31 protein-coding genes, 1 riboswitch and 1 other annotated feature are annotated in these 25,983 nt (G+C 42.5%); of the genes, 5 read left to right on the forward strand and 26 right to left on the reverse strand.

From position 1 onward, the window contains the following. Positions 1-2: 2 nt before the first annotated feature. The 5 genes from queA to NSQ52_RS12635 all read right to left on the reverse strand — a co-directional run bounded on the left by queA (position 3) and on the right by NSQ52_RS12635 (position 3,540). Positions 3-1,031: a tRNA preQ1(34) S-adenosylmethionine ribosyltransferase-isomerase QueA gene (gene queA, locus NSQ52_RS12615; protein ID WP_039167059.1), complete on the reverse strand. Its 1,029-nt coding sequence runs from the start codon at positions 1,029-1,031 to the stop codon at positions 3-5. A gap of 34 nt (positions 1,032-1,065) precedes the next feature. After that, positions 1,066-1,266, reverse strand: coding sequence for a DUF2905 domain-containing protein (locus NSQ52_RS12620; RefSeq protein ID WP_008342752.1), 201 nt, complete (start codon positions 1,264-1,266; stop codon positions 1,066-1,068). After that, complete coding sequence (gene ruvB, locus NSQ52_RS12625; protein WP_007501501.1) at positions 1,259-2,263, reverse strand: Holliday junction branch migration DNA helicase RuvB; 1,005 nt, start codon at positions 2,261-2,263, stop codon at positions 1,259-1,261. The genes NSQ52_RS12620 and ruvB overlap by 8 nt, the downstream gene beginning before the upstream one ends. A gap of 11 nt (positions 2,264-2,274) precedes the next feature. Next, on the reverse strand, positions 2,275-2,880 hold the full coding sequence (gene ruvA / locus NSQ52_RS12630; protein WP_047947106.1) for a Holliday junction branch migration protein RuvA: 606 nt from the start codon (positions 2,878-2,880) through the stop codon (positions 2,275-2,277). Positions 2,881-3,027: 147 nt separating this feature from the next. Beyond that, a complete protein-coding gene (locus tag NSQ52_RS12635; protein ID WP_008342756.1) occupies positions 3,028-3,540 on the reverse strand; it encodes an intercompartmental signaling factor BofC in 513 nt (170 codons plus the stop codon). Between the two features lie 226 nt (positions 3,541-3,766). On the opposite strand from NSQ52_RS12635, the gene NSQ52_RS12640 reads away from it, so the two are divergent. Next, positions 3,767-4,411, forward strand: coding sequence for a protein kinase family protein (locus NSQ52_RS12640; protein WP_342473390.1), 645 nt, complete (start codon positions 3,767-3,769; stop codon positions 4,409-4,411). A 232-nt stretch (positions 4,412-4,643) separates the two neighbouring features. On the opposite strand, the gene NSQ52_RS12645 is transcribed toward NSQ52_RS12640, so the two are convergent. Further along, positions 4,644-4,826 carry a hypothetical protein gene (locus tag NSQ52_RS12645; protein ID WP_008342761.1) on the reverse strand — a complete coding sequence of 61 codons (183 nt, stop codon included), beginning with the start codon at positions 4,824-4,826 and terminating at the stop codon, positions 4,644-4,646. A 192-nt stretch (positions 4,827-5,018) separates the two neighbouring features. Between NSQ52_RS12645 and NSQ52_RS12650 the strand changes: the two genes are divergently transcribed. Next, positions 5,019-5,168, forward strand: a complete 150-nt coding sequence (locus NSQ52_RS12650; protein ID WP_008342763.1) for a hypothetical protein — start codon at positions 5,019-5,021, stop codon at positions 5,166-5,168. A gap of 31 nt (positions 5,169-5,199) precedes the next feature. On the opposite strand, the gene thiC is transcribed toward NSQ52_RS12650, so the two are convergent. Further along, positions 5,200-6,960, reverse strand: a complete 1,761-nt coding sequence (gene thiC / locus NSQ52_RS12655) for a phosphomethylpyrimidine synthase ThiC (protein ID WP_342473392.1) — start codon at positions 6,958-6,960, stop codon at positions 5,200-5,202. 126 nt (positions 6,961-7,086) lie between these two features. Beyond that, a riboswitch (TPP riboswitch) is annotated at positions 7,087-7,196 on the reverse strand. A 238-nt stretch (positions 7,197-7,434) separates the two neighbouring features. Here thiC and NSQ52_RS12660 point away from each other — a divergent pair. Next, a complete protein-coding gene (locus tag NSQ52_RS12660; RefSeq protein WP_024718389.1) occupies positions 7,435-8,067 on the forward strand; it encodes a LysE family transporter in 633 nt (210 codons plus the stop codon). A gap of 46 nt (positions 8,068-8,113) precedes the next feature. Here the strand turns inward: NSQ52_RS12660 and NSQ52_RS12665 are convergent, their stop codons facing one another. The 5 genes from NSQ52_RS12665 to nadB form a co-directional block, all read right to left on the reverse strand. Continuing rightward, positions 8,114-8,734, reverse strand: coding sequence for a YhcN/YlaJ family sporulation lipoprotein (locus NSQ52_RS12665; RefSeq protein WP_017367717.1), 621 nt, complete (start codon positions 8,732-8,734; stop codon positions 8,114-8,116). Between the two features lie 133 nt (positions 8,735-8,867). Then, the gene (safA, locus tag NSQ52_RS12670) at positions 8,868-10,070 is read right to left on the reverse strand and encodes a SafA/ExsA family spore coat assembly protein (RefSeq protein WP_342473394.1); all 1,203 of its coding nucleotides are present in this window, start codon (positions 10,068-10,070) and stop codon (positions 8,868-8,870) included. Positions 10,071-10,201: 131 nt separating this feature from the next. Beyond that, a complete protein-coding gene (gene nadA / locus NSQ52_RS12675; protein ID WP_047947110.1) occupies positions 10,202-11,311 on the reverse strand; it encodes a quinolinate synthase NadA in 1,110 nt (369 codons plus the stop codon). Beyond that, positions 11,298-12,161, reverse strand: coding sequence for a carboxylating nicotinate-nucleotide diphosphorylase (nadC, locus tag NSQ52_RS12680; protein ID WP_017367720.1), 864 nt, complete (start codon positions 12,159-12,161; stop codon positions 11,298-11,300). Before nadC ends, nadA begins: the two co-directional genes overlap by 14 nt. After that, positions 12,143-13,714, reverse strand: a complete 1,572-nt coding sequence (nadB, locus tag NSQ52_RS12685; RefSeq protein WP_135009353.1) for an L-aspartate oxidase — start codon at positions 13,712-13,714, stop codon at positions 12,143-12,145. Before nadB ends, nadC begins: the two co-directional genes overlap by 19 nt. Before the next feature lie 92 nt (positions 13,715-13,806). Between nadB and NSQ52_RS12690 the strand changes: the two genes are divergently transcribed. Next, positions 13,807-14,955, forward strand: coding sequence for an IscS subfamily cysteine desulfurase (locus NSQ52_RS12690; RefSeq protein ID WP_342473395.1), 1,149 nt, complete (start codon positions 13,807-13,809; stop codon positions 14,953-14,955). Positions 14,956-14,958: 3 nt separating this feature from the next. Continuing rightward, entirely contained in the window at positions 14,959-15,498 is a 540-nt protein-coding gene (locus NSQ52_RS12695) for a transcription repressor NadR (protein ID WP_024718395.1), read from the forward strand. Positions 15,499-15,522: 24 nt separating this feature from the next. Here NSQ52_RS12695 and pheA read toward each other — a convergent pair whose 3' ends face one another. The 14 genes from pheA to NSQ52_RS12765 form a co-directional block, all read right to left on the reverse strand. Beyond that, positions 15,523-16,401, reverse strand: a complete 879-nt coding sequence (gene pheA, locus NSQ52_RS12700) for a prephenate dehydratase (protein ID WP_039167032.1) — start codon at positions 16,399-16,401, stop codon at positions 15,523-15,525. 18 nt (positions 16,402-16,419) lie between these two features. Further along, positions 16,420-16,863, reverse strand: coding sequence for an ACT domain-containing protein (locus NSQ52_RS12705; RefSeq protein WP_008342790.1), 444 nt, complete (start codon positions 16,861-16,863; stop codon positions 16,420-16,422). Between the two features lie 55 nt (positions 16,864-16,918). Beyond that, on the reverse strand, positions 16,919-18,205 hold the full coding sequence (gene obgE / locus NSQ52_RS12710) for a GTPase ObgE (protein ID WP_007501521.1): 1,287 nt from the start codon (positions 18,203-18,205) through the stop codon (positions 16,919-16,921). A 21-nt stretch (positions 18,206-18,226) separates the two neighbouring features. After that, positions 18,227-18,820: a sporulation initiation phosphotransferase B gene (locus NSQ52_RS12715; protein ID WP_007501522.1), complete on the reverse strand. Its 594-nt coding sequence runs from the start codon at positions 18,818-18,820 to the stop codon at positions 18,227-18,229. Positions 18,821-19,097: 277 nt separating this feature from the next. Then, positions 19,098-19,382, reverse strand: a complete 285-nt coding sequence (gene rpmA / locus NSQ52_RS12720; protein WP_003216586.1) for a 50S ribosomal protein L27 — start codon at positions 19,380-19,382, stop codon at positions 19,098-19,100. A gap of 12 nt (positions 19,383-19,394) precedes the next feature. Continuing rightward, a complete protein-coding gene (locus NSQ52_RS12725; protein ID WP_007501524.1) occupies positions 19,395-19,733 on the reverse strand; it encodes a ribosomal-processing cysteine protease Prp in 339 nt (112 codons plus the stop codon). Positions 19,734-19,747: 14 nt separating this feature from the next. After that, positions 19,748-20,056, reverse strand: coding sequence for a 50S ribosomal protein L21 (gene rplU / locus NSQ52_RS12730; protein ID WP_003216781.1), 309 nt, complete (start codon positions 20,054-20,056; stop codon positions 19,748-19,750). Between the two features lie 12 nt (positions 20,057-20,068). Next, positions 20,069-20,142, reverse strand: a sequence feature (ribosomal protein L21 leader region). A gap of 66 nt (positions 20,143-20,208) precedes the next feature. Next, positions 20,209-21,078: a M50 family metallopeptidase gene (locus tag NSQ52_RS12735; protein WP_024718398.1), complete on the reverse strand. Its 870-nt coding sequence runs from the start codon at positions 21,076-21,078 to the stop codon at positions 20,209-20,211. After that, positions 21,071-21,862, reverse strand: a complete 792-nt coding sequence (locus tag NSQ52_RS12740; RefSeq protein ID WP_024718399.1) for a M23 family metallopeptidase — start codon at positions 21,860-21,862, stop codon at positions 21,071-21,073. The genes NSQ52_RS12735 and NSQ52_RS12740 overlap by 8 nt, the downstream gene beginning before the upstream one ends. A 109-nt stretch (positions 21,863-21,971) precedes the next feature. After that, positions 21,972-22,775: a septum site-determining protein MinD gene (gene minD / locus NSQ52_RS12745; RefSeq protein WP_017358134.1), complete on the reverse strand. Its 804-nt coding sequence runs from the start codon at positions 22,773-22,775 to the stop codon at positions 21,972-21,974. A 2-nt stretch (positions 22,776-22,777) separates the two neighbouring features. Further along, complete coding sequence (gene minC / locus NSQ52_RS12750) at positions 22,778-23,461, reverse strand: septum site-determining protein MinC (protein ID WP_007501533.1); 684 nt, start codon at positions 23,459-23,461, stop codon at positions 22,778-22,780. A gap of 54 nt (positions 23,462-23,515) precedes the next feature. Then, entirely contained in the window at positions 23,516-24,034 is a 519-nt protein-coding gene (mreD, locus tag NSQ52_RS12755; protein WP_008342803.1) for a rod shape-determining protein MreD, read from the reverse strand. After that, positions 24,031-24,930 (reverse strand): rod shape-determining protein MreC, encoded by a 900-nt coding sequence (gene mreC, locus NSQ52_RS12760; RefSeq protein ID WP_007501536.1) that lies wholly within the window; start codon positions 24,928-24,930, stop codon positions 24,031-24,033. Before mreC ends, mreD begins: the two co-directional genes overlap by 4 nt. 27 nt (positions 24,931-24,957) lie before the next feature. After that, positions 24,958-25,977, reverse strand: a complete 1,020-nt coding sequence (locus NSQ52_RS12765; protein ID WP_007501538.1) for a rod shape-determining protein — start codon at positions 25,975-25,977, stop codon at positions 24,958-24,960. Positions 25,978-25,983: the final 6 nt, after the last annotated feature.

Below are 25,983 nucleotides of genomic sequence, written 5' to 3' on the forward strand. Positions count from 1 at the left end.
TGTTATTGAATCAGCATGGCATCGCCAAAACTGAAGAATCGGTATTCCTCTTTTACAGCCTCATTGTACGCTTTTAGGACGTGTTCTCGTCCAGCTAATGCACTGACAAGCATAATTAAAGACGATTTTGGCAAGTGGAAATTCGTGATCATGCCATCAATTGCCTTAAATGTATAGCCTGGATAAATAAAAATCGACGTCCAGCCGCTTGACGCTTTGAATTCACCATCATAAGCACTTGCAATGGTTTCAAGCGTTCTTGTCGAAGTTGTTCCGACTGAAATAATCCGCCCGCCTTCTTTGCGCACGCGATTAAGCTCTTCTGCCGTTTCTTCATTCATTTCGTAAAACTCTGCGTGCATTTCATGTTCTTCAATGCGTTCAGCACTGACCGGTCGAAATGTGCCAAGCCCTACATGGAGCGTAATAAACGCAATATGCACTCCTTTTGCTTTCAGTGCATCCAGCAGTTCATTCGTAAAGTGAAGACCAGCAGTAGGCGCAGCAGCCGAACCAACCTCTTTGGAATAAACGGTTTGATAACGCTCACGATCGTCAAGTTGCTCTTTAATGTACGGAGGCAGCGGCATTTCACCTAAAGATTCAAGTACTTCATAAAAAATGCCTGTATACTGAAACTCAACTTTTCTTCCGCCATGTTCCAGTTCTTCTGTACATACCGCTTTTAATCGTCCATCACCAAATGTAATGACTGTTCCGTTTTTCACACGTTTTGCTGGTTTCACGAGTGTTTCCCATTTGTCTCCTTCTTCTTGTTTCAAAAGAAGCAGCTCCACTTTAGCACCCGTATCCTCTTTCGTTCCAAACAGACGTGCAGGCAATACACGTGTATTGTTTAAAACGAGACAATCACCCTTTTGAAAGTAATCTGTGATTTGCGAGAATGTATCATGTGTGATGTCACCTGTTTGTTTATGTAAGACCATCAGTCTTGATGCATCTCGTTTTTCAAGCGGCACTTGTGCAATCAATCTTTCTGGTAAATCAAAATCAAATAGTTCTAACTTCATTTCCTTCACCTATTCTGTAGTTAACTAGTTAACGTTATTTCATCCGTCCGAAGACATTGAGTAAAATGGTTAGGACGATGCTAATGACAATGCATGTAATCACAGGAAAAAAGAACGTTACGTTCCCTTTTTTCACGAAAATATCGCCTGGAAGTTTCCCAACCAATTGAAACACTAAACCTGCGGCAAAAAGGACACCACCTAAAATCATCAACATTTTAGGGAATTCAGTCACGAATCGGAACCTCCATATGAAAATGTTCATACGCTTCTCTTGTGACGACCCGCCCTCTTGGTGTTCTTTGCAGAAAACCAATTTGCAGTAAATACGGTTCGTACACATCTTCAATCGTATGTGATTCTTCTCCAATTGTCGCTGAGATCGTATCAAGTCCAACAGGACCGCCTCTAAATTTTTCAATCATACTTAAAAGCAGCTTATGATCGATATGATCAAGTCCGAGTCTGTCAACTTGCAGACGCTCAAGAGCATCTTCTGCAATGTCTTGTGTGATCGCATGATTTCCGAGCACCTGCGCAAAATCTCTTACTCTTCTGAGCAAACGATTGGCGACCCTCGGTGTGCCTCTAGATCTTCTTGCAATCTCTTCAGCTGAACGAATGTCGATCCCAATCTCAAACAGCTCGGCTGTTCTTGCTACAATGTGAGCCAAATCTCTTTGCTCATAGTATTCCAATCTTGCATGAACCCCAAACCTATCACGAAGCGGCGCTGTTAAAAGCCCAACACGGGTTGTAGCACCTACAAGCGTAAATGGCGGTAAATCAAGCCGCACAGAGCGTGCTGTATCTCCTTTTCCAATCACGATATCTAGACAAAAGTCCTCCATCGCTGGATATAGCACTTCCTCTATTGAACGCTGCAAGCGATGAATTTCATCAATAAACAGAACATCGCCAGGTTCAAGAGATGTTAAGATCGCCGCCAAATCGCCAGGGCGTTCAATCGCCGGTCCAGACGTTGTACGCAGCTGAACATTCATTTCATTGGCAATGATCGACGCAAGCGTTGTTTTCCCAAGTCCCGGCGGTCCATATAAAAGGACGTGATCCAGTGTTTCCTGCCTCATTCGGGCAGCTTCAATAAATACGCTGAGATTATCCTTTACTTTCTGCTGGCCAATATATTGACTAAGCGTCTGTGGACGCAGACTTTGCTCAATGGCTGATTCATGGTTGTCTGCTTCAGTTGAGACGAGCCGTTCATCCATGAGACATCACCCTATTTCAACATTTTTTGTAAAGCTTTTTTCACATATTGATCGGTTGTAAGATTCTTCTCTTCTTTTAATAAAGGAAGAACCTTTTTGATTTCACGATCACCATACCCAAGGACACTTAAGGCTTCAACCGCTTCATCTAAAGCGCTTTGCTGTGTTTCAACCTGAATATGATCCTCGTGGTTAAATAAGTTTCCTATCATTTCAGGCACCACATCTGCGAGCTTCCCTTTCAGATCTAGAATGATCTGACGTGCTGTTTTTTTGCCAACACCCGGGAATTTAATGAGGAAAGCTTCATCCTCTCGTTCGATCGCTGAAATGACAGCGCCAGGGTCACCGGAAGCAAGAATCGCAAGCGCACCCTTCGGTCCAATCCCTGTGACATTTAACAGTTTTGTGAACAACGCTTTTTCTTCTCGTGTTTGGAATCCATATAACGAAAAAGCGTCTTCCTTTATGTAATGATACGTATAAATCGTTTCTTGTTTTGTTACTCGATAGATAAACGGATTTGGGGTATAGACTTGATATCCCACTCCGCCGTTTTCAATGACAACATATTGCGGGCACACATAATCAATGGTCCCTTTTACAAACTCTATCACCGTTTTCACCTCTTTGACTGTTCTCCATTGTAACATAAATCGAAGAGAAAACCGTAATAAAAGTTAACATACGTTCGCTCAGCCTTTTTTCATAGTCAACCCATGAAAAAGAGCTTGCGGTCTTCACACCAGCAAGCTGTCATACGATTAAAACGATTGTTCATTTCGGTAAGGTTTCATGACTTCAAGCACATGCTCAAATTCATCTTTTGTTCGAAACGGAATGCCTTGTGCAAGCTGCTGCTCTACATGACTTTCCAAGCGGGACGTATCAATTTGAAAAAAGAGATGAATAGGCTCCGCCCACCCGTCAGGCCTTCCATGAAACGTAGAAATCACGCCGTCTTCTGATAATCCGATATATCCATTTGCTTTACTCAAAGGTGATATATCGTCAATTTGTTTTCTAAAAAGGGCAAAATCCTCTCGCTGTTCTACCAATGTCCAGCCCTTATACTGGGCCCAAAATGTGTCTTTGTCTTCTAATGATGCCCGCTGTCTTTCAATACTTACATCGCCGTCTAGATAGACCTTTTCAAGCTGAACGTTGATGGTTTTTGACTCTTTTTGCAAGTGTTCTGCTGCTTCCATATCAACAGCGAAAAAGAGTACACTTGTCATGATAAGTCCTGTAACGAAATACTTTATTTTCACTTTCACTATTTACACCTCTTTAGAACATAAGATCGATGCATGACATATGTAGTTTGACCCATTTTGCTACACATTAACCAAATCGATGTCTTGACACATATTGAGAGTCTTTCGTTGTATCCTTCGTGCGTAAATGTTATGTTTTATACAATCCATTGCTCTACCGAATTACATGGTTTTTTCATCATTCGTTTTTCAGCCGCATAAACTGAAACCAAAGAAGGTGAAGTCAATGTCAGATGTCAAAAGATTAGCCGAATCGATTCAGTATCAAGAAGAAAAGCGTTTTAATAAGCTCGTCTTTAAACCGGCTGAGCTTGAGCTGTGCGGCAAAGGAAGAAGTGCCTATGTATTTTCATACAAAAAAGACGGCAAGAAAATGGCGTTAAAAGTCTTTTTTCCTTCTTATCGAAACATCGCCCGCAAAGAGGCTGCAATTTATGAAAAACTTTCCGGCACCTCCTATTATCCTGAGATTTATGAGTCTGGGGATCAGTATATTTTAATGGAATATATTAAAGGTTATACTTTCTATGAATGCCTGACAAAAGGAATTCCGATCAAAAAACAAATGATTGAACAAGTAGATGATGCATTGGAAGAAGCACGCGCGAAAGGTTTAAATCCTTCTGATATTCATCTGCGAAATTTAATTTTAACAAAGGATGGCCGCGTCAGGGTGATTGACGTCGCCCGCTTCACGCAAACGAAAACATGTCATCAATGGGATGATTTAAAAGCTGCATACGCCTATTATCAAAAACCTTTTTTCCCTAAAAAAGCGCCGCGTCTGTGGCTTGAAGTGATTGCCTATTTGTATAAGAAAAACTGGCTGTCTCGAGGTCAGCTGAACAACCGAAATGATTTTACTGCATAATGAAAGCCGCTCTCTTTGAGCGGCTTTCAGATTGTTGACAAAGGGCTAAAATGAACTTTATTTTAGCCCTTTGTCTTCTTTTCAGCGTGATCGAAAACCTTTGAATTCTAGGAAGGACGAGTACCGGCGCGGAGCGAATTTGACATTCGTGAGCACCGGCACGCAGGACTGACAAAGAATGCGAGGGTTTGTCTACACGCTGAAAGCCGCTCTCTTTGAGCGGCTTTCTGTTTTATTCTGTTTCTACATGGATACTATTCACATTTAATAGGTTAATGATTTCATTATTCAGCTTAAACCAATGATTGGCTTCCTCAATTTTTTTATACACATCATAGGTAGCTGGACGTTTCAGCTCGAAATCGAGCACTTCCCCATTGTTCATATGAAATGTTACCTTAAATACTTTCATCATAAGATCACCTTCCACTCTGTCTTGTTCACTAACCGAATCGGTCAGCTCTTTTCATTCATTCTCTATTCAATCCGTTTCCCCTGCTTCTTTCCTTCTAAACACAAGAAGTTTAAATTTTGTTTAAATTCGCACAACATATCTATCTATATACTGTTCAAAAGATGTATATTGAATGAAAAGGAGGCTGCCTTTATGAAACAAAAGAAAAAACGAACATCTCCAGAGAGACAAACAGTCCTGTTTCATTTAACAGATGCCCTCATCCCAAGTATTGAAACGATGGCGATTGCAGTAAGAGCATTTTTGCACCTCGTAAGAAAAGCCATTTCAGCCGTTTTATAAAACCCCGCACTAGAGGAGTGCGAGGTTTTTTTTAGGATTGATAGATTTGGCTACCTTGATTGATAAACTCTTTTGCCTTCTTCTCCATCTCTCTTTTCACTTCTTCTGATTGGTTGCGGATATCATGGGAAATTTTCATACTGCAAAACTTTGGTCCACACATGGAACAAAAATGAGCGGTTTTAGCACCTTCAGCAGGCAATGTTTCATCATGGAATGCCAGCGCTCGTTCTGGGTCAAGAGACAGATGAAATTGATCCCGCCATCTGAATTCAAATCTCGCTTTTGATAAGGCATCATCACGCTTTTGAGCAGCAGGATGTCCTTTTGCTACATCAGCTGCATGTGCGGCAATTTTATAGGCGATGACGCCTTCTCTTACATCTTCTTTGTTCGGCAGACCTAAATGCTCTTTTGGTGTCACATAGCACAGCATGGCGGTTCCGTACCAGCCAATCATCGCCGCACCGATCGCGGATGTAATATGATCATATCCCGGTGCAATATCTGTTGTTAGAGGACCTAACGTATAAAAAGGTGCCTCTTTGCATATCTCCATCTGCTTATCGACATTCTCTTTGATTTTATCCATTGGAACATGACCAGGTCCTTCAATCATGACCTGTACATCATGTTTCCAAGCGATCTCTGTCAATTCCCCTAACGTTTCCAGCTCTGCAAACTGCGCTTCGTCATTTGCGTCCGCAATGGATCCCGGTCTGAGCCCGTCCCCAAGCGAAAAGGCAATGTCATACGTTTTCATGATTTCACAAATTTCTTCAAAATGGGTATACAGAAAGTTCTCTTGATGATGAGCGAGACACCATCTTGCCATAATGGCTCCGCCTCTTGAAACAATTCCTGTGACCCGGTCGACTGTGAGCGGAATATACCTTAACAGGACGCCCGCATGAATGGTGAAGTAGTCAACCCCTTGCTCTGCCTGTTCAATTAATGTGTCTCGGTATACTTCCCACGTCAAATTTTCTGCGATTCCATTCACTTTTTCAAGTGCCTGATAAATCGGGACAGTTCCTACTGGGACTGGGCAATTGCGGATAATCCATTCTCTCGTTGTATGAATATCCTTTCCTGTAGACAGGTCCATCATCGTATCTGCCCCCCATCTAATTGCCCATGTCATCTTCTCCACCTCTTCTTCAATGGACGACGTCACAGCTGAATTGCCAATATTCGCATTAATTTTCACGTGAAAATTCTTCCCGATGATCATCGGCTCACTTTCAGGATGGTTAATATTCGCTGGAATGACCGCTCTTCCACTAGCCACTTCCTCTCTAACAAACTCAGGACTTAGCTGTTCTCTCAAAGCGATAAACTCCATTTCAGGCGTAATGATCCCCTTTTTTGCATAATGCATTTGCGTCACACAAGCACCTTGTTTCCCGCGGAGCGGCACATGATGAAAATCTGTATGGGCAGCTTGAAAGGATTCTTTCCCATTCAAGCGATATCCATTATCTTCTGGCTTTACTTGACGCCCTTCATAGCTTTCAGTATCTTCTCTTTCTTTAATCCATTTTGCTCTCAGACGCTTTAATCCCTTTGTGACATCAATATGAGCCTCCTCATCTGTATACGGTCCACTTGTATCGTACACACGAATCGGTTCATTTTGGATATCACCTGCTTGTGTCACTGTATTTGTGAGCACGATTTCTCTTTTTGGCACCAAAATGTCAGGTCTTGAACCTTGTTCATATACCTTTCGACTGCCTTCAAAATTTGATAATAAAGATTGCGCTGATGGAACATTTGTCTTTTCATTCATTTGCTGTTCTCTCCTTCTTTTCGTGTGACCGGTCAGGATGGAATCAGCACCAGCAAAAAACCAGATTCTATGTAAAGAACCTGGTTTCGTCGTCAGAAAAAAACATGTATGCCATTCATATGGCACATGTATCATCTTCAACTTCCCCACGCTGGTACGAGCCAGATCAGGTCCAAAGGGTTAAGAAGCTTGTCTTCTCTCTCAGCCCGCATTTCCGGGCACCCCTAGTCACTTATATTGATTTCCACAACAGTGTAGCATAGCTGAGAAATGAAAAAAAGAAGTTTCAGGAAAATAGTTCCTTTCCCCTACAATGAATACACGATCTTCACGATATACATCTTTCTATACACGATCTATCTCTCTCATTTCGATTAAATTAGAAATAATCATTGATCCTTTTCTCCTAATATGTATAATTAATCTAAACGGAGAATTTTTATACAAACATGATTCAAAGGAAGTTCTAGTCGATTGCAAACATTTCTTACATTTATCGTCGTTGGATTCTCAATTGCTCTACCTGTTGGAGCGATCACGGTTGAAATGACAAAGCAGGGATTAAAAAACGGATTCTTTCATGGATTAACTGTAGGCGCTGGTGGTATGACCATCGATATATTGCTCATCTTGGCTTTATATGCTGGATTTGCTCAATTTTTATCTTTGCCCTTTATCCAAATTCCGCTATGGCTGATCGGTGCCATCTTTTTAATGATTCTTGCCTACGATTCGATTAAAAATGCGGATCAAGACATCCATTTAGCAGGAGAAAAAGTGAATAAATCATTCGCTAAAACATACCGAAATGGGCTGCTCGTCGCGGTATCCCCTGGAAACCTTGTGTTCTGGGTATCTGTGTTTGGTGCTGTACTGGCAGATGCTTATAAAAATACAAATTCATCTGAATTTATATTGGCTGCTGCGGGTATTTTGGCAGGGATTCTTCTTCATGACATCGGTCTTCTCACGATTGTTTCCCTAACAAGAAAAGTGATGAACCGAACCATGATTAAGTGGACATCCATTATTGCCGGTATTTTATTACTTGGATTTGGCTGTTATTTCTTTTATGAATTTTATATCGGGATCAAAGTTTATTTTTAAAGAAAGGCTAAAGTTCGTCATGAACTTTAGCCTTTTTTATTCCAGCTTATCGGGTCATGCCTGTTTGACCTGTTTCAAATTGCGTTTTTCTCATATCTCTGAAGCGTGTAAATGCGCCTTCGTCTTTAATGACTTGGACAGCTCTACCATCTGCATAACGAGTCGCTGCTTCTTCTACTTGTGATACACCCTCTGATGTCAAGCGCCCATCTGTTTTAAGAGCAATATACACATTTTCATCCGTCACCATGACTTGTGAGTCTGTCACATGGTTCATTTTGTTCACACGGTTGGCGATTTTTCTTGAACGCTGGATGTTCTCTTGTTTATCGTAGCCAGAGAACGACATTTGGTTATGATAGTTCATATCTCCATGACTGTAGCGTCCATCTCCACCAGTAAGCGGCATCCTCACTTGATCCTGTGTAGGGCGTGAACGATAATCAACATTCGTTGTATTTCTTCCGTTCATTCCCTCCATAAGCTCAGAAACCGGTCCTTGATGATCTTGGTTGTTGTCTGTTGCCTGTTGATTGGAGTGGTATCCAACTGGCTGACCTGATTGATTATGACGTGTATCTACACCCGCATTGTTATTTGTACCACATGCCGTTAATCCAATAGGTAGAAGCACTAAGGCGATTGTTTTTTGCCATTTTTGTCTCAAACGAAAAACCCCCTGTACAAATTGAATCTCATGAGCGCAAAACAGGCTCTGTTTTAGCATGTACAGTTGAGGACAAAAACAAGCTGTCAGTTATAAACAAAAAAAGGAACGATTGAGATCGTCCCTTGTGTCATTAATCTTCTTCGTCTTCTTCTGGTCTTGCAAAGACAGATGGGTTTTGATAAGGCTGCTGCATATAAGGCTGTGCTGGATAAGCACCCATTTGACCATATGGAACAGGGGTTGGATAATGTCCAGGCCATGGTTGATGATGCTTCATGCCATCATCGCATCCGCAGTCTTCCTTGCCATATGCTTCATTTGGAGCGTTTGGATAAAAGCCTTGATTGGCATTTGCATTTGCATTTGCATTTGCGCCTGCATTTGGATGCATATGGTGGTGCCAGTGATGCCCATCGTTTGCATGATGCTCATGATGTTCACCGTAATAAGCCGGTGCTTGATACGCAGGATAATAAGGCTGAGCCGCCGGGTAAGGATACGGCATCATGTGATGGTGATAATACGGCTGTACCGGATAACAAAGGCCTGATCCCGGTAAAATAGGAGAAGCGAGTACCATTTGCTGCGGATATGGATACATTGCTGGCATGTAATGACCATAACCATAATAAGGATCATATGACTCTTGATGATGGTGGTGATGCTCTTTATTTTCAGCCATGCCCCCTACTGCTGCCCCTCCAACATTCGGCATTTGCGGGAAATTAGGAAGGTTTGGGTAATTACTATGTTCCATATCTTTTCCCTCCTCTTTTTGATGTGGGATATGAATGAATGGATCATATCCCTTTGCCACTTCATCTTTGAAATGATCCTTATTTTCATGATGAAAATGGTCCTTGTGATCTTTATGATCCTTTTTCTCATGAACATGATCTTTCTTTTCATGAACGTGATCTTTTTTCTCATGATGTTCTTTTTTGGGAGGAGGCGTGAATGGCTGGTAGAGATTCGTCTGATAATAGTTTACATCAACTTGTGGAAAAACTGGCTGTTCAATCTTTGGTACTGGTGGCACATAAGGTACCGGTTCATTCGGCTTTTCCTTCGGCTTCGTATCTTGAACTTGCACGACATCCTTTGGCTTTTCTTTTACATACGGGTGTTCTTTTGCTTTTGGCATTTCTTTTGCTTTGTGATGATCGGTTTTCACAGGAACACCACTAGATGGAATTTTGATTTTCATTCCTGGCATGATCAAATCTGGATTACTGAGCTGCGAATTTAATTTTTTCAATTCTTGAAAGTCGACTCCGTACTTCTTTGAAATTTTCCAAAGGGAGTCTCCTTTTTGCACAATATGAATTTTCAACGTTTTCCCCTCCTATGCAAAACGTGAACGTAGCGGTTATGTCAGAAGTACAATATGTTTCAACATAAATTTATGCCTATTTACAAGCCGATATGATAAAAACTTGTTTTCTGATAGGAGGGGACACTTCATTATTTAATGGTGAGCATCTTATTTAAAGCGAGCAATGCCTCTTTTGTCGTCTCTTCATTCACTTGAATCAAACCGACCGGCTCCCCTTTTTCAATGCTTTCAAGTGACCATAGTAGATGAGGCAGATCAATACGGTTCATTGTCAAACATGGACACATATCTGGATTGAGGGATTCGATTTGTTTGTCAGGGTGCTGGTCAATGATGCGTTTCACTAAATTCATTTCTGTTCCAATGGCCCACTTGCTTCCTGCTGGTGCCTGCTTGATCGTATCAATAATAAATTTCGTTGAACCAGCTAGATCAGAAGCCTTTACAACTTCATGTGTACACTCTGGATGAACAAGAATTTGTATGTCACGGTCTCGTTTTCTCGTTTGTTCAATATTCTCAATGGTAAATTTCTCATGAACAGAGCAATGACCTTTCCATAAAATCATTTTGATTCGATGAAGCGGTTGGTCGGTGATGAGCTTTTCTTCTATTTGATCCCAGACAGCCATTTCCTCTAGCGGAATCCCTAAATCATAGGCCGTGTTACGCCCTAAATGCTGATCAGGAAGAAAAAGAATCCGCTCTTTTTGGGTCAGCGCCCACTCCAATACTTTTTTAGCGTTTGAAGATGTGACAGTCGATCCGCCATGTTTGCCGACAAATGCTTTAATATCAGCCGTTGAGTTTACATAAGTCAGCGGAAGGATCGTATCTCCAAACAGCTCAGTGAGCTTATCCCACGCCCTGTCTGTTTGTTTCATATTCGCCATATCTGCCATTGAACAACCTGCTCTCATATCTGGCAAAAAGACGTGCTGATTCTTTTTTGATAGCATATCGGCCGTTTCTGCCATAAAATGAACCCCGCAAAATACAATGTATTCTGCTTCGTGATTGTCAGCAGCAATTTGTGCAAGCTGCAATGAATCACCTGTCACATCAGCAAATTGGATGACTTCATCTTTTTGATAATGATGACCCGGTATAAAAAGCTTTGATCCAAAGGCGCGTTTAATCTCTAATACTCTCTCTTTCATTTCATCATAAGAGCGCTGTTTATATTCATCTGGCATCATGGCTGTATGCTGCGCTGCTAACACATCAAGCATGGACATGAGTCGTTCCCCCTTTATGGCTGAATTCCATATTCATACTAAAATCGAATGATGGAGCAGAATGTGTGAGAAATCCAAGTGAAATAAGGTCTACACCTGTCCCCCGGTAGTTAGCCACATTCTCCAACGTGATACCGCCAGATGCCTCTGTCAATATGGTTTCAGGGGTCATTTGTTTAAAGCGCTTCACTTCGTCTGGAGAGCAGTTGTCAAACATGATGACATCTGCTTTGGCATCAATGGCTTCCATCAGCTGTGCTTCTGATTCAATTTCCACTTCAATTTTCACCATATGACCGGCATATGCTCTAGCTTTCTCCACAGCTTCCCTGATAGAACCACAAGCCGCAATATGATTATCTTTAATCATCACCCCATCGGATAAGCCGAAACGATGATTCTTTCCGCCTCCGACTTTTACTGCGTACTTCTCCAGCATGCGCAAACCGGGTGTCGTCTTTCTCGTATCACAAATCGTAATAGATGGATCAGCTAATCGCTCTACTGCTTCATGCGTTAGTGTAGCAATCCCTGTCATTCTTTGCAGGATATTCAACACCACCCGCTCCCCTTTCAGCAAGTCGTTGACGGGGCCTGTTATTTGTGCCAGTACAGCCCCTTCATGAATCCAATCACCTTCCTGGAAAAACAGCTCAGTTTGAACTTGTTCATTCAGCAGTTTGTATCCCATATCAATGACTTGCGTCCCGGCCAATACGCCTGATTGTTTCGCCATGATGTAAGCTGTTCCTTTCTTGTCTCCAAAGATGGCATCAGCGGATACATCTCCAAACCCAATATCTTCTTTTAAAAAATGAGTGAGCATTTGCTTTAACTGTAAACGTTCCATTTGGCACCAATCCTTTCATTTTTTACGATATAAATATGGCCCTGTTCATGTACAATCTGTTTTGCTCGCCACGAAGCATCATGCCGATTAGGATAATCTGTGCGATAATGACCGCCCCTGCTTTCTGTTCGGAGTAATGCAGATTTGACAAGGCATATGGCTAAAGCCCATTGATTAGTTATTTCGATCTGTTCATTTGTGATATTCTTCACATTGATTTGCTGAAAAGAGACTTGTTCTAAATGATTGAGCAAAGTCTGTAAGCCTTTCTCATCTCTCACAATTGCGGCATATGCCGTCATCCATTTTCTGAGCTGAGCCAGTGACACCGTTGGGACAGACCATACTTCTTGAATGGAAGGAGCAAGGTTTTTATCTTGCCAGGCTTGCAACCGCTCAATATACCGTGCTGCGTTGTTTCCTAAAACGAGACCTTCTAAGAGCGAATTACTTGCCAGTCGATTGGCGCCGTGTAAACCTGTACAAGCTGCTTCACCAATGGCAAAAAGTGATGGAACTGTTGTTTCTCCATGTTCATTCACCTTAATTCCACCCATTAAAAAGTGCATACCAGGTGAAACTGGCAGCCTTCCGCTTGCCATATCAACTCCCGCACGCTGACACATCGAAGCAATCGCAGGAAAACGTGCAGAAAAATGCGGAATATCACGGATGTTCAGATAAATGGAATGACCGAGTTGCTGCTCATGGAAAATGGTCCTTGCCACCACATCTCTAGGCGCTAAATCGCTCTGCGGGTGGATTCCTTTCATGATCCGCCTGCCTGATTCATCTTCTAAATAGGCGCCCTCTCCCCTGACTGCCTCTGATACGAGACCGATCGCTTTACCTGAAGTGGTCAAAAGGGTCGGATGGAATTGCACAAATTCGAGATCTACTAGCTGTGCCCCTGCGCGATAGGCCATCATCAGACCGTCTCCTGTCACAGACGGATCATTTGTGTTTGTCTCATATAAGGATCCACAGCCGCCAGTGGATAATACAACTGCATCTGCGGTCATTGTATGTACATGACCTTTTTCGTCTTTCCACACAACACCGGTACATATCCCTTCATGAACCAATAGATCCATGACATGATGGTTTTCGTATACATGAATGTGTGAGCCGAGCTTCCCTTTCAAAAACTGCACGAGGGTTTTTCCCGTTTGATCTCCCCCTGCATGCAGAATACGATGGGTCGTATGGGCTCCCTCTTTACCTAACTGCGGGATTCCCGTTTCATCTCGATCAAATGGGCAGCCCTCTTCTACGAGCTTCTTTACAAGATCTTTTCCATGACGGACGATCTCCTGTACAGTTTTGTCATCATTGTGACCACACCCCGCAGCTAAAGTGTCTTGCACATGCTGATCGACAGAATCATGTGCGGAAAAGGCTGCAGCGATTCCCCCTTGTGCGAGCATGGAATTACTAGAGGAAAATTGTTTTTTTGTCATCATGATGACTTGGCAGTTCTCTGAGATCGTATTCACAAAGGAAAGAGCCGCAATGCCCGACCCCACCACAATGACTTTTTTGATAGATGACACAATCGCCCCTCCTGTCATTTACACCTGTCTTGACACATATCATTACACAACACTACAATAAATACAAGAAAAAATTTTCACACAGGAGATGGATGGATTTGATTTATTTAGATTATGCAGCTTCTACACCTGTTTCTGAGGAATCACTGCATGTATTTCAGCAGTTGAGCAAAGAATGTTACGGAAATGCGAGCAGCCTGCATGATGCAGGAGGAAGAGCAAATGAAATCTTGGCTTACAGCAGACAATCACTTGCAGCGATTCTAGAGGGCGAACCTGATGGCATTTACTTTACAAGTGGCGGAACTGAAACCAATATCCTTGCGATTCAATCGATCATAAATGGGCTGCCTCCACATAAACAGCATGTCATTACCACATCAGTAGAGCACCCTTCCGTTCATCATGCGGTCAATGCCTTGGAGCGTCTCGGTGTGAAGGTGACGGTCATAGAACCGAATCAAGAAGGAATTATCACAAAAGAGATTCTCAAACAGGCTCTATTGCCTGAAACCGGACTAGTATCCATCCAGCATGCCAACTCAGAAACTGGGATTATTCAGCCATTAGCTGAATTAGCGACGCTCTTAAAAGAAAGAGATATTCTTTTTCATACAGATGCAGTGCAGACATTCGGAAAAATGCATGTGTCGATTAAAGAACTTGGGGTTGATGCCCTCTCCATTTCGAGTCATAAAGTGTATGCACCTAAGGGCGCCGGTGCTGTCTATATGGGAACTCATGTCCCTTGGAAGCCTATATATCAACATACTGTACAGGAAAATGGTCTACGCCCAGGGACAGTGAACGTACCTTGCATTGGTGCTTTTGTGGCCGCGAGCGAGCAAATCATGCTGAAAATAGATCAACAGCAACAGCTAGATATTCAGCTTCGTGATTATTTTCTTCAGCAGCTAAAAAAAAGGCAGCTGCCTGTCCGCATGCTGCAAGAAAATGACCAGCGCCGCACGCTGCCTCATATTATTGGTTGTTTTTTTGAAGGGTTTGAAGGACAATATGTAATGTTAGCTTGTAACCGGCAGGGAATTTGTATATCTACTGGAAGTGCATGCGCTTCTGGTTATCATCACCCTTCCCCTGCTGTAAAGGCATTACATGTATCAGATCGTGATGCCCTTCAATTCATTCGACTATCATTTGGACGAGGATCATCAAAGGATGACATCGATCAGCTTTTGCATACATTTGAGCGCTTGCAAAAGGAGAAGAAAGGAGCATAAAACGTGGAACAAGAGAGAAAACTCATTGGCGAAGAAAGAAGAAACGCCATTTTAAAGTGGCTGAAAGAGACAGATACACCACTCACTGGAAGTTTTTTAGCCAAAAAAGCCGCTGTCTCACGACAAGTCATTGTACAAGATATTTCATTACTCAAAGCAAAAAACGAACCCATTATTGCCACAAGCCAAGGCTATGTGTATATGGCGCAGCATACACCGGAAACTGAAATTGAACAGATTATCGCTTGCAAGCACGATCCTCATCGTACAGAAGAGGAGCTCACACTGATTGTAGACTACGGTGTAACGGTGAAAGACGTGATGATTGAGCACCCTGTCTACGGGGAGCTAACGGCCTCTATTCGAGTGAGTACGCGCAAACAAGTGGCTGACTTCGTTCATCATATTTCTAATACAGGCGCCTCCTACTTATCAGAGCTGACAGACGGCGTACACTTACATACCCTTACTTCCTACAGCCAAAAGCAGCTTGACCAAGCCATTCAAGCGCTTGATGACGCTGGATTTCTCATTAAAGACTAAAAAAATAGTGTCCCCTGCAGGACACTATTTTTCATTCGTTAATTCATATGTTTGATAGCTGCCGAGTAGTTTCACTTCACAGCCAATCGCTTCTAATTCTTGAATGGCGCCAGGGACAAGTACATCATCCATCTCTTTTTCGATATCAATGATAAATAAATAGTGTCCAAGGCCTGTTTTTGTCGGACGCGATTCAATTTTGGACAAATTGAGATTCCGCCATGAAAAAGCTGATAACACGCGGTGCAATGCACCAGACTGATCATCCTTTGGCAGGCTGACAACAATGGTTGTTTTTGGCTTTGAAGAAAAACCAGAATTCATTGGGAACGATGCCTTCGCCTCTTTATGTAAAATAACAAAGCGTGTATGATTGTGCGGATAATCATGAATGTCTTTTTTCGCAATCGTCAATCCGTACGTTTTTGCGGCGATTTCATTCGCAATCGCACCAACAGCTTCATCTGGATGCTCACTGATGTATTTTGCTGCATAGCCTGTTGATTCCACTGGCCGATGCGGAATATCAGGGAACTGCCTCTTCAAAAATTGATGACACTGCGCAATGGCGTGCGGATGTGACTGAATCACATCTAATGTCTCCCAGCTCTCCGCTCTCGATGGATGGACAAGCAGGTGCTGACGAATCGGTGCTGTCATTTCGCCCACAATGGACAAAGCGTCCTCATGAATTAAATAATCAATCGTTAAGTTCACAGATCCTTCGAGTGCATTTTCAAGTGGAACGACCGCCAAATCTACTTCTCCCTTTGACACGGCATCCATACATTGCGGAATGGTTGCATAAGCCCGTTGCTCTGCTTCTTTTGGAAAACAAGAACAGACAGCCAAATGAGTAAATGTGGCCTCTGGTCCAAAGTAACCTACCGTTAATTGCTTCATCTGCTATGATCTCTCCTTTTACGCCCCAGAACCTAGAATTTCAACTTTTTCGACAAATTCAAGTTTTCTTAATTGATTCATGACTGTATTGATATCATCTGCCATGCCGGCCGTACTGATCGACAGGGTAACATTCGCTCTTCCTTGCAGCGGAATCGTTTGGTGAATGGATAACACATTACAGCCAGAGTCAGCCACAATTTGCAGCAGCCTAGACAGAGCCCCAGACCGATCCTCCAGGTGGAAAAACAATGTGATGATCTGCTCTTTGACCATAGTATAAAATGGAAAAACAGCATCTCGATATTTATAAAAAGCACTGCGGCTTAAATCCGCTTTTTGAACAGCATCAGCAACTGAATCCGCTTTTTTGCGATCGAGAAGCTTTTTGACTTCAAGCGTTTTTCGCATCGCATCCGGAAGTACATCCTCTCTTACTAAATAGAACGTTTCTTCTTTCACCTGTTTTCTCCCCTTTTAAAAACGGGAGAGCCCATGAACTGGACCCTCCTTTTGATCAATCGATAAATTCAAATTCAAATTCAAGCAGACGAATGATGTCTCCATCTTTTGCACCACGTTCACGCAGGGCATCATCAACGCCCATTCCGCGCAGCTGTCTAGAGAATCGTTTCACTGACTCGTCTCTTGAGAAATCTGTCATCTTAAACAGTCGCTCAAGTGCTTTACCAGTTAAGACAAACGTACCATCAGGATCTCTTGAGATCTCAAATGCTGCTTCTCCTTCATCAAACTTGTACATCACACGGTTATCAGAGAGCTCTTCTTCATTGTAGAGCGGGAATTCCGGTGTTGTTTCAAGCTGATTGGCGATTTCAAATAAGAGCTCACGAAGCCCTTCTCTTGTGATCGCACTAATTGGGAACACTTTATAGTCATCTGTTAATTTTTCTTTAAATGCCGCTAGATTGTCAGCTGCATCCGGCATGTCCATTTTGTTCGCTACAATGATTTGCGGACGCTCTGTCAATCTCATATTGTATTGCTCAAGCTCTTCATTGATCGTCACGTAATCTTCGTATGGGTCACGCCCTTCAAGTCCAGACATATCAATGACATGGACAATGACACGTGTACGTTCAATGTGGCGTAAAAATTGATGACCTAAGCCAACACCTTCGTGCGCTCCTTCGATCAGTCCTGGCAGATCCGCCATGACAAAGCTTCGGTTATCGTCTGTTTCAACAACTCCGAGGTTTGGCACAAGCGTTGTAAAATGATAATCCGCAATTTTTGGTTTCGCAGAAGAGACAATCGAAAGCAGCGTTGACTTCCCGACACTTGGGAAACCAACAAGTCCAACATCTGCAAGTACTTTTAATTCTAAGATGACGTCACGTTCTTTACCTGGCTCACCGTTTTCAGACAGCTGTGGTGCAGGGTTTGCTGGTGTTGCGAAGCGTGAATTTCCACGTCCACCACGTCCACCTTTGGCAATCACAGCCCGCTGTCCATGCTCTGTCAAGTCAGCTAGTACTTGTTCCGTCTCGGCATCTGTCACCACTGTACCCGGCGGAACTTTAACAATCATTTCTTCCGCATTTCGGCCATGCTGGTTTTTACTCATTCCATGCTCACCGCGGTCCGCCTTGAAATGACGCTTATAACGAAAGTCCATTAACGTTCTGAGTCCTTCGTCTACTTCAAATACTACATCTGCACCATTTCCGCCATCGCCGCCTGCTGGCCCGCCTTTTGGCACATATTTTTCACGACGGAACGCCACCATACCGTTTCCGCCGTCACCGCCTTTAACATACACTTTAACCTGATCTACAAACATAACTTCCTCCGTTTCTCTGCATCACATATCTCGTTCTTGCCTCAAACAAAGCTCAATCATGGACTCGTGATTCGTCACATGAAATTGCGTTATACTCATACATGGATAGTTTGCGTCATGAAACGCATTTAACGCATCCAAACTTGTTAATTTTCCTTTGAAATCAAAATATAAGATCACATCATTCTCTTCATGATCCGTTTGGAAAGTGACCGTTAAATGATTTTCAGTTTTTTGGCAAACTGATTGATCGAATATCGAAAACAACTCCCGTGATACCGTTAGCAGCTGCGATTCATATGCTGATAAGTCTCGGGTTTCACCAAGCACTTCATATTCTAGGGTGATAAAATGCGACTCCCAATTAAAGGTTAGAAAGTAATAGGCCAATTGGGGAATTTTTAAATTTGAGAGTTTGGATTCATGCTGTGCTTCAATGACCATTTCTTCTATTATTTCGAACACTCGGTCATATTTTTCTAATGTCAAGTTGCCTTTGATTAACTGCAATTTATTCATCCAGTCGTGTCTTGAACGACTAAGCAGATGGATCAATTCATTCGTTAATGCAACGTGAGTTAATTTTTCGTTTTGTTTACTTGGTATCTCTTCCATTATCGCACTCCCAATCGTTTGGTCTCTCTTTTAGGAGTCTTATCATCAATATGTCTCCCTGAATTATAACAGAGAAGACAGCTTAGAAAAACACTAGTTATGTGAGGAAAGGTTGTTTTTTCTGATCGTATAGGAGAAAATGAGGCAAAGTCAGCAAACATTCTTTGATATTTATGGAGTGCATCTTCTTTTATCATCTTCGGTACTACTTGTAAAAAGCGCAAAAGCTCCCTGAATAGTGAAAAAAACTCCAGTCAATGACCGGAGTTTTTAGCAATTATTGTGCCGCAGGATATACGCTCACTTTTTTACGGTCACGACCGAAACGTTCGAATTTAACTGTTCCGTCGATTTTAGCGAAAAGAGTGTCGTCGCCTCCGCGTCCAACGTTTTCACCTGGATAGATTTTCGTTCCACGTTGACGATAAAGGATAGAACCACCAGTTACGAATTGACCATCAGCACGTTTAGCGCCTAAACGTTTAGACTCAGAGTCACGTCCGTTCTTTGTAGAACCTACCCCTTTTTTAGATGCGAAAAATTGAAGATCTAATCTAAGCATGAAGTTCACCTCCTATTTTTTTGTAGATATTCTCACATAATCGTGATAATCTCGTTCAATTGTTTCTAAGGAAACGACCATGCCTTCTAAAAGCAACTGGGCTTTTTCAAAGGTGACTGGATCTGTATCAGCTGGCAGTTCAAAAGAGAAATACCCGCCTTCATCTCCAATATCAAGCAGTGGATCCATTCCTGTCAGTGCAATAATTGAATTGACTGATCCGAAAACAACAGCAGATACACCTGCACAAACGAGATCCTGACCTTTTTCAGCAAACTCGGCATGTCCAGTCATCTGAAAAGACGTAATGCTTTCATCTGCCGGCGACCGAGTAATGGTTGCTTTGATCATATCACTCACACGCCTTAAGCGTTGATTTTTTCGATAACAACTTTAGTGTAAGGTTGACGATGACCTTGTTTCTTGTGGTTGTTTTTCTTCGGTTTGTACTTGAACACAGTAATTTTCTTACCGCGACCTTGTTTTTCAACTTTAGCCGTTACTGTTGCTCCAGCAACTGAAGGGTTACCCACTTTGACAGTGTCTCCGCCGACAAACAATACGTTTTCGAAAGTAACTGTTTCACCTGCTTCAGCAGCTAGTTTTTCAACATAAACAGTTTGACCTTCTTCAACTTTTACTTGTTTACCACCAGTTTCGATAATTGCGTACATCTCTGCACCTCCTAATAAACTCAGACTCGCCGAATACAGGGGGCCAATAGGCACTTTACACCTGCTCCGCGCGGTTGTAGCACGGGTGCTACATATCCATAACATTAAAAAATATATCAAATTAGACGCTGAATGTCAATGTATTTTCACCATTAGTACGGCAAAAGAAGATCTTCCATGGAAGAGGTGGTTCTTCGATCTGAAAAATAAGCATGGAGCAATTCATTTTCATCGAGCTGGCTCATTTTCACACCATTCCGTTCGATAATAATGGGATGCTTACAGCCCCTTTGGAATCGCGCCATCACTTCATATATTTTCTCCTCAGCACTGGCTCTCAGCGGAATGAGTTTCTCTACCTTTTGCTCTTTTTTACCGTAATAACGTTCTAGTAAAAAACGCACCCTGATATAATGCCGCTGCCGGTGCTCCATCACAAGCGAGTAGGCTAAAAAAGTGAGCAGGATCCAGCCGTTGAATTGCAGCGGAGCAAAACAGAGTAACCCTGCTGTCAAAAGACCGAAAAAAATGAGAGAGCCTTTTATTGCAAGGGCATGTGCCTGTTGGAAAGGGTAAAAAACAGATAAGAGCAAAAAGAATAATTTCCCGCCATCAAGTGGCCAAATGGGCAAAAGGTTCACTAGAAAAATCGCTACATTATAAAAAGTAAACATCGTAAAGACGTCATATGAGATAAGTGAGGCTTCCATGAGAAGCCAGGCGACGAGCTGGAGCGGGACATGCTGAAGCGGTCCGCATAAAATGACCGCCAGCTCTTCTTTTAGCGGACGGTTCCCATGCTCTTCTACTTCTACCGCCCCGCCAAATGGCAGTAAAAAAATCCGCCGAATCCGCCAGTGATAATAACAAGCAGCCGCTGCATGTCCAAGCTCATGGACACAGACGATGATGAGCAGACAAAGCAACGGCTTAATTTGACCTGATAGCATGGCAAATGCCATGACTATCCAAAGGAGCGGGTGAACATGGACCTTTGTCAGCATGAGCAGCCATCTATTCAAAGGTCATCACCTGAATGGGATCAATAAACTGTTCATTTTGCTTAATGGCGAAGTAATATGTCCCCTTGCCTTGTTTATCAAGCGCAATTTGACCAATTTTTTCCCCTTTATCGACAAAATCGTATAAAGCCACATCAGCTTCTTTTAGTTGGCCGTACCAGCTGTAGCTGTTATCTGCATGCTGCACCACGACTGTGAGCCCCGTATCACTTTTCTTTTTCACTTCTACGACATAGCCTTCTTTCATACTATCGATGGCTTCAGCAGATGTTTCAACTTTCACTCCGGCACCATTTTGCGTAAAGGATTCCTGCACTTTTCCAGAGGCAGGGACAGCCAGCTCTTGATTGGCTTGTACATCCTTTTGTCCTTCTTTTTTATCGGTTAAAAAGGCAAGTGGGTTTCCGACAGTTTTCTCAAACCACCGGTTGGCGGCGGCAAATTGAAAATCTTGTTCAAAGGTTTGACTGATCATCGGCTTCAGCTGCTGAAAAGGCCCCGCCTGCCCTTTAAATGAAATAGCGGCAATCAGTACAAGAGAGGCAGAAAGTAAACATTTAAGCACAAATGTATTTGAATGAAATAACGGATGGCGAAATTTTTTCGGCTGATGAGACGTTGACTCGTAGGAAGCCGAGCCAGAATGCTTTTCTTCTTCTGTTAACATGACCCATGGCGGAATATCATCTTTCTTCTTGAAAGCTGCCTTCTTAGGGGCAGCAGCTGGCTGCTTCATTTTGCGGCGCTGCGCTATTTTCTTTCGATACTCGTCCACTCTTTTCATAAGATCACCCTTTACATACAAACAGTTTGTACATTTTATGTGGCGACCTCATATGATATGCAACAAAAAGACCGATTCTCATCGAATCGGTCTCATCTCACGTGAATCATTATGCTCTTACACCGAAAAATGCTTTCAGCTTTGCAAACATCCCTTTGTTTTCTTCTTCAAAGGATTGAAGAGGAACAGATTCACCTAGTACGCGGCGAGCAATATTGCGATACGCAATGGAAACTTTATTTTTAGCATCCATGACAATCGGTTCACCATTGTTTGAAGCCTTAATGACATCATCATCATCGGCTACAATGCCGAGAAGATCAATTGATAAATGATGGACAACTTCATCCACATCCATCGAATCGCCATTTTTCGCCATGTGAGTACGAATGCGGTTCACAATCAAACGAGGCGGTTCAATATCCTCTTGTTCCAGCAAGCCGATAATTCGGTCTGCATCTCTCACAGCTGAGATTTCAGGTGTCGTGACCACAATCGCTTTGTCAGCACCTGATACAGCATTTTTAAAGCCTTGCTCAATTCCAGCAGGGCAATCAATGACAACATAATCAAAGTCTTGTTTCAATGATTGAATTAATTCTTTGATCTGCTCCGGCTCTACCGCCGTTTTATCGCTTGTTTGAGCAGCAGGTAAAAGATACAAAAGATCCTCGAACCGCTTATCCTTCACAAGCGCTTGGTGAATCTTGCATCTTCCTTCTACTACATCGACTAGATCATAAATAATGCGGTTCTCAAGCCCCATCACGACATCTAAATTCCGAAGGCCGATGTCGGTATCAACTAGACACACTTTTTTTCCTTGAATTGCTAGTGCTGTGCCTAAGTTTGCAGATGTTGTTGTTTTGCCAACGCCGCCTTTTCCTGAGGTAATCACAATAGCCTCGCCCAATTTCACATTCCTCCCTCAAGCCTTGTCAGATTAGGTCTTATATGAGCCAATTGCTGCAGGCGTTCAATGATCATATTGCCATCTATATCTAAATAAGCACATTCCATTTCATTTCCATCTTCTTTTTGATCCGGTGCACGGTTAAACACCTGTGCGATGCGAAGCTGGGTTGGAATCATATGAGATGCTGCAATCACAGCTTGCTTGTTTCCATTACATCCAGCATGCGCTACACCTTTCAACGCACCAAGCACAAAAATATTCCCCCCTGCACGAATGGTTCCGCCAGGGTTGACATCTCCTATTAATAAAAGATCCCCTTCGACATAAAGCACCTGTCCAGAGCGTACAATTTTTGCTACAGAAGTAATCTCAGCCTCTGCTTTTAAACGTCTCGCCTCTTCAGTTGACATGACGTCACTTTCAATAGAGTGAATGACGAGATGTTCATTTTCAGACACCGCTTCAGTTAAACGCGCCTCTTGATCCTCTGTTAAATATCGAAAACCAAGTTTAATATGCACATTGACTTTATGTCCTTCTCTTCCATCTGTATATTGCTCAAGTAAAAGAACCTCTCGCAAGCCAGAAAGAAGGTCTTCAAACGAACAGTCATCATTTAACTGTAATGTTAATCCGTTTTTTGTACCTTTTATTGTCACATACTGCTGTTTTTGAGTTTTCAAGATGCTCACCTCAACAACATACTCATTTCGCCGTAATTGGACAAACTCCTGCTTTTATTCGTCGATCAGTCCTTGTTTCACATTGATGAAAAAGAGCCTAAGCGGCACAACAAGTATGAGAGACGCAGCAGTATTTAAAAGAATCGTTGGAATAAAGCGTTCGATGACATACGTATTAAAAGGCATAATACCTGGTTGAATCGTCGCTTGAACGCCGTACACATAAAACTCCATCACTGCAACAGCAATCATCGATAGAAAGACAACGACTAACATATTCGTTTGGAGGACTTTGAAGGCTTTTGCTAACAAATAGCAGAGCGCACCAAAGCCAAACATATGAACACCAAGAATACCTGTATACGAAATATCATATAAAAGTCCAAAGATAAATCCATAAATCACACCATATTTTTGATTCACAAAAGCTGTCATAAATACAAGTGCGAGTAAGATGAAATGAGGTGCTAAAATTTGATTATCTGAAACAAATGGGAGCTTCACTAAATCGACAAAAATACTGTCAAATACGAAAATAAACAACATGACGAAAGCAAGAAGGACACGTTTCACGAGCCTTCCTCCTTCGTTAATTGAGATGCATCTGCCGTACTTGTGCTGCGATTCACAACAATCACGCGGTCTAAATTATTGAGTTCAGCAGCTGGTTCTACATAAATAATTTTTGTCAGTCCGTAATGGTCCGGCTCAATTTCGCTTACCTTTCCAATGGTCAAGCCCTGCGGGAATACGCCCCCTGCTCCAGATGTTTCAACAAGATCTCCTTTTTTGACATCCCCATCAGCATCGGATTTTAAAATGTTCATTGTCAGCATTTTTTTCTTGCTGTCATAACCGTTAATAATTCCATTGAGTTCTTCTTTGCCCTTTTTCGCAAAAATTTTCGTTGAAATTCTATTATTTTGATCTGTAGAGCTTAGCAACCTTACAGTCGACGTAAAATTGTTGAGCTTATCACTTTCAATTTTCCCAATTAACGCACCACTCTCATTGGTGACCGCCATATCTTTTTCAACGCCTTGTTTTTTCCCTTTATCAATCATGACAAAACTATCCCAAAGGGACGGGTTTCTCGCAATGACTGTTGAAAGAATGGGCGTGTAGTCACGAATAGAGTTCACATATCCGAGCTGCTTGCGAAGCTTTTTGTTCTCATCTTCTAGTTCTTGAAGTTTCGCCTCATATTGGGTTTGTCCATCAAGTTTTTTTCGAAGACGCTCGTTTTCATCATATGTGTTCTTTAAATCTTGTACGTTCCCATAAATACCGGCAATAAATTGTGATGGTTTATGAAAGACACCTTGAAAAAAGCCTGTCGTATCCCCCACTAATTTTTCCGGCCATGAAGCACCTCTGCCGCTTTTCACTGAAAAACCAATCATGGCCACCAGTACGATGACACAGACAAGGAGCAACATTAATCTTTTATTCATAAAAAACTGCGGCATGTCTTACACCTCTTTATTTACGCCCAATTATCGATTATCTTTAGATTTTCCTTTGAACAAGTGAATATGTTCTAGTGCTTTCCCTGTTCCGATCGCCACACAGTCAAGCGGATCTTCAGCAATAATGACCGGCATTTTTGTTTCATCACTAATGACTTTGTCAAGATTACGCAGCAATGCACCACCGCCTGTTAAAACGATTCCACGGTCCATAATATCTGCTGCCAGCTCAGGTGGCGTTTTTTCAAGTGTCATTTTGACCGCATCGACAATTGTTTCCACCGTATCGCGAAGCGCTTTTGCAATTTCTTCTGCCGTAATAGAGATCGTTTTTGGCAGACCTGTTAAAAGGTCACGGCCGCGAATGTCCATCTCATCATGTACGTCAGGCTGCGCAGAACCGATTTCCATTTTAATCGCTTCTGACGTGCGATCACCAATCATAAGATTATACGTTTTACGAATGTAGCTGCTGATCGCATCATCCATCTCGTCTCCTGCAACACGGATCGATTGAGATGTCACAATACCGCCAAGTGAAATAATGGCTACTTCTGTTGTACCACCGCCAATATCTACAACCATGCTTCCAGTTGGCTCCCATACAGGAAGGTTAGCACCGATTGCCGCAGCAAATGGCTCTTCAATAGGGTATGCGTCACGAGCACCAGCTTGTCTTGTTGCATCAATGACTGCACGCTCTTCTACTGCTGTAATACCAGATGGTACACACACCATCACGTACGGTTTACGAGCAAAAAGCCCTTTACCTTTTAATGCTTGATTAATGTAATATTTCATCATTGTTGCTGTCGTCTCGTAGTCTGCAATGACTCCGTCTTTCATTGGGCGCAGTGCCACAACATTACCAGGTGTACGACCGATCATGTTTCTAGCGTCATTTCCAACCGCCACTATAGACTTCGTATCAGTTTCCAAAGCTACGACCGAAGGTTCTCTCACAACAATGCCTTTTCCTTTAATAAAAACAAGCGTATTCGCTGTTCCAAGATCTATTCCAAGGTCTTTTGTACCAATTCCAAACATATGTAT

The organism is Bacillus sp. FSL W8-1141, assembly GCF_038593205.1.
In the GTDB taxonomy this organism is placed as follows: domain Bacteria; phylum Bacillota; class Bacilli; order Bacillales; family Bacillaceae; genus Bacillus; species Bacillus altitudinis.

Bases quoted from the DNA above. Each gene is read 5' to 3' on its own strand.
- queA (WP_039167059.1), bottom strand. From the start codon at position 1,031: ATGAAGTTAGAACTATTTGATTTTGATTTACCAGAAAGATTGATTGCA.
- ruvB (WP_007501501.1), bottom strand. From the start codon at position 2,263: ATGGATGAACGGCTCGTCTCAACTGAAGCAGACAACCATGAATCAGCC.
- NSQ52_RS12640 (WP_342473390.1), top strand. From the start codon at position 3,767: ATGTCAGATGTCAAAAGATTAGCCGAATCGATTCAGTATCAAGAAGAA.
- NSQ52_RS12645 (WP_008342761.1), bottom strand. From the start codon at position 4,826: ATGATGAAAGTATTTAAGGTAACATTTCATATGAACAATGGGGAAGTG.
- NSQ52_RS12650 (WP_008342763.1), top strand. From the start codon at position 5,019: ATGAAACAAAAGAAAAAACGAACATCTCCAGAGAGACAAACAGTCCTG.
- thiC (WP_342473392.1), bottom strand. From the start codon at position 6,960: ATGAATGAAAAGACAAATGTTCCATCAGCGCAATCTTTATTATCAAAT.
- nadA (WP_047947110.1), bottom strand. From the start codon at position 11,311: ATGTCCATGCTTGATGTGTTAGCAGCGCAGCATACAGCCATGATGCCA.
- nadC (WP_017367720.1), bottom strand. From the start codon at position 12,161: ATGGAACGTTTACAGTTAAAGCAAATGCTCACTCATTTTTTAAAAGAA.
- NSQ52_RS12690 (WP_342473395.1), top strand. From the start codon at position 13,807: ATGGATTTGATTTATTTAGATTATGCAGCTTCTACACCTGTTTCTGAG.
- pheA (WP_039167032.1), bottom strand. From the start codon at position 16,401: ATGAAGCAATTAACGGTAGGTTACTTTGGACCAGAGGCCACATTTACT.
- obgE (WP_007501521.1), bottom strand. From the start codon at position 18,205: ATGTTTGTAGATCAGGTTAAAGTGTATGTTAAAGGCGGTGACGGCGGA.
- NSQ52_RS12715 (WP_007501522.1), bottom strand. From the start codon at position 18,820: ATGGAAGAGATACCAAGTAAACAAAACGAAAAATTAACTCACGTTGCA.
- rpmA (WP_003216586.1), bottom strand. From the start codon at position 19,382: ATGCTTAGATTAGATCTTCAATTTTTCGCATCTAAAAAAGGGGTAGGT.
- NSQ52_RS12725 (WP_007501524.1), bottom strand. From the start codon at position 19,733: ATGATCAAAGCAACCATTACTCGGTCGCCGGCAGATGAAAGCATTACG.
- rplU (WP_003216781.1), bottom strand. From the start codon at position 20,056: ATGTACGCAATTATCGAAACTGGTGGTAAACAAGTAAAAGTTGAAGAA.
- NSQ52_RS12740 (WP_024718399.1), bottom strand. From the start codon at position 21,862: ATGAAAAGAGTGGACGAGTATCGAAAGAAAATAGCGCAGCGCCGCAAA.
- mreC (WP_007501536.1), bottom strand. From the start codon at position 24,930: ATGCCGCAGTTTTTTATGAATAAAAGATTAATGTTGCTCCTTGTCTGT.
- NSQ52_RS12765 (WP_007501538.1), bottom strand. From the start codon at position 25,977: ATGTTTGGAATTGGTACAAAAGACCTTGGAATAGATCTTGGAACAGCG.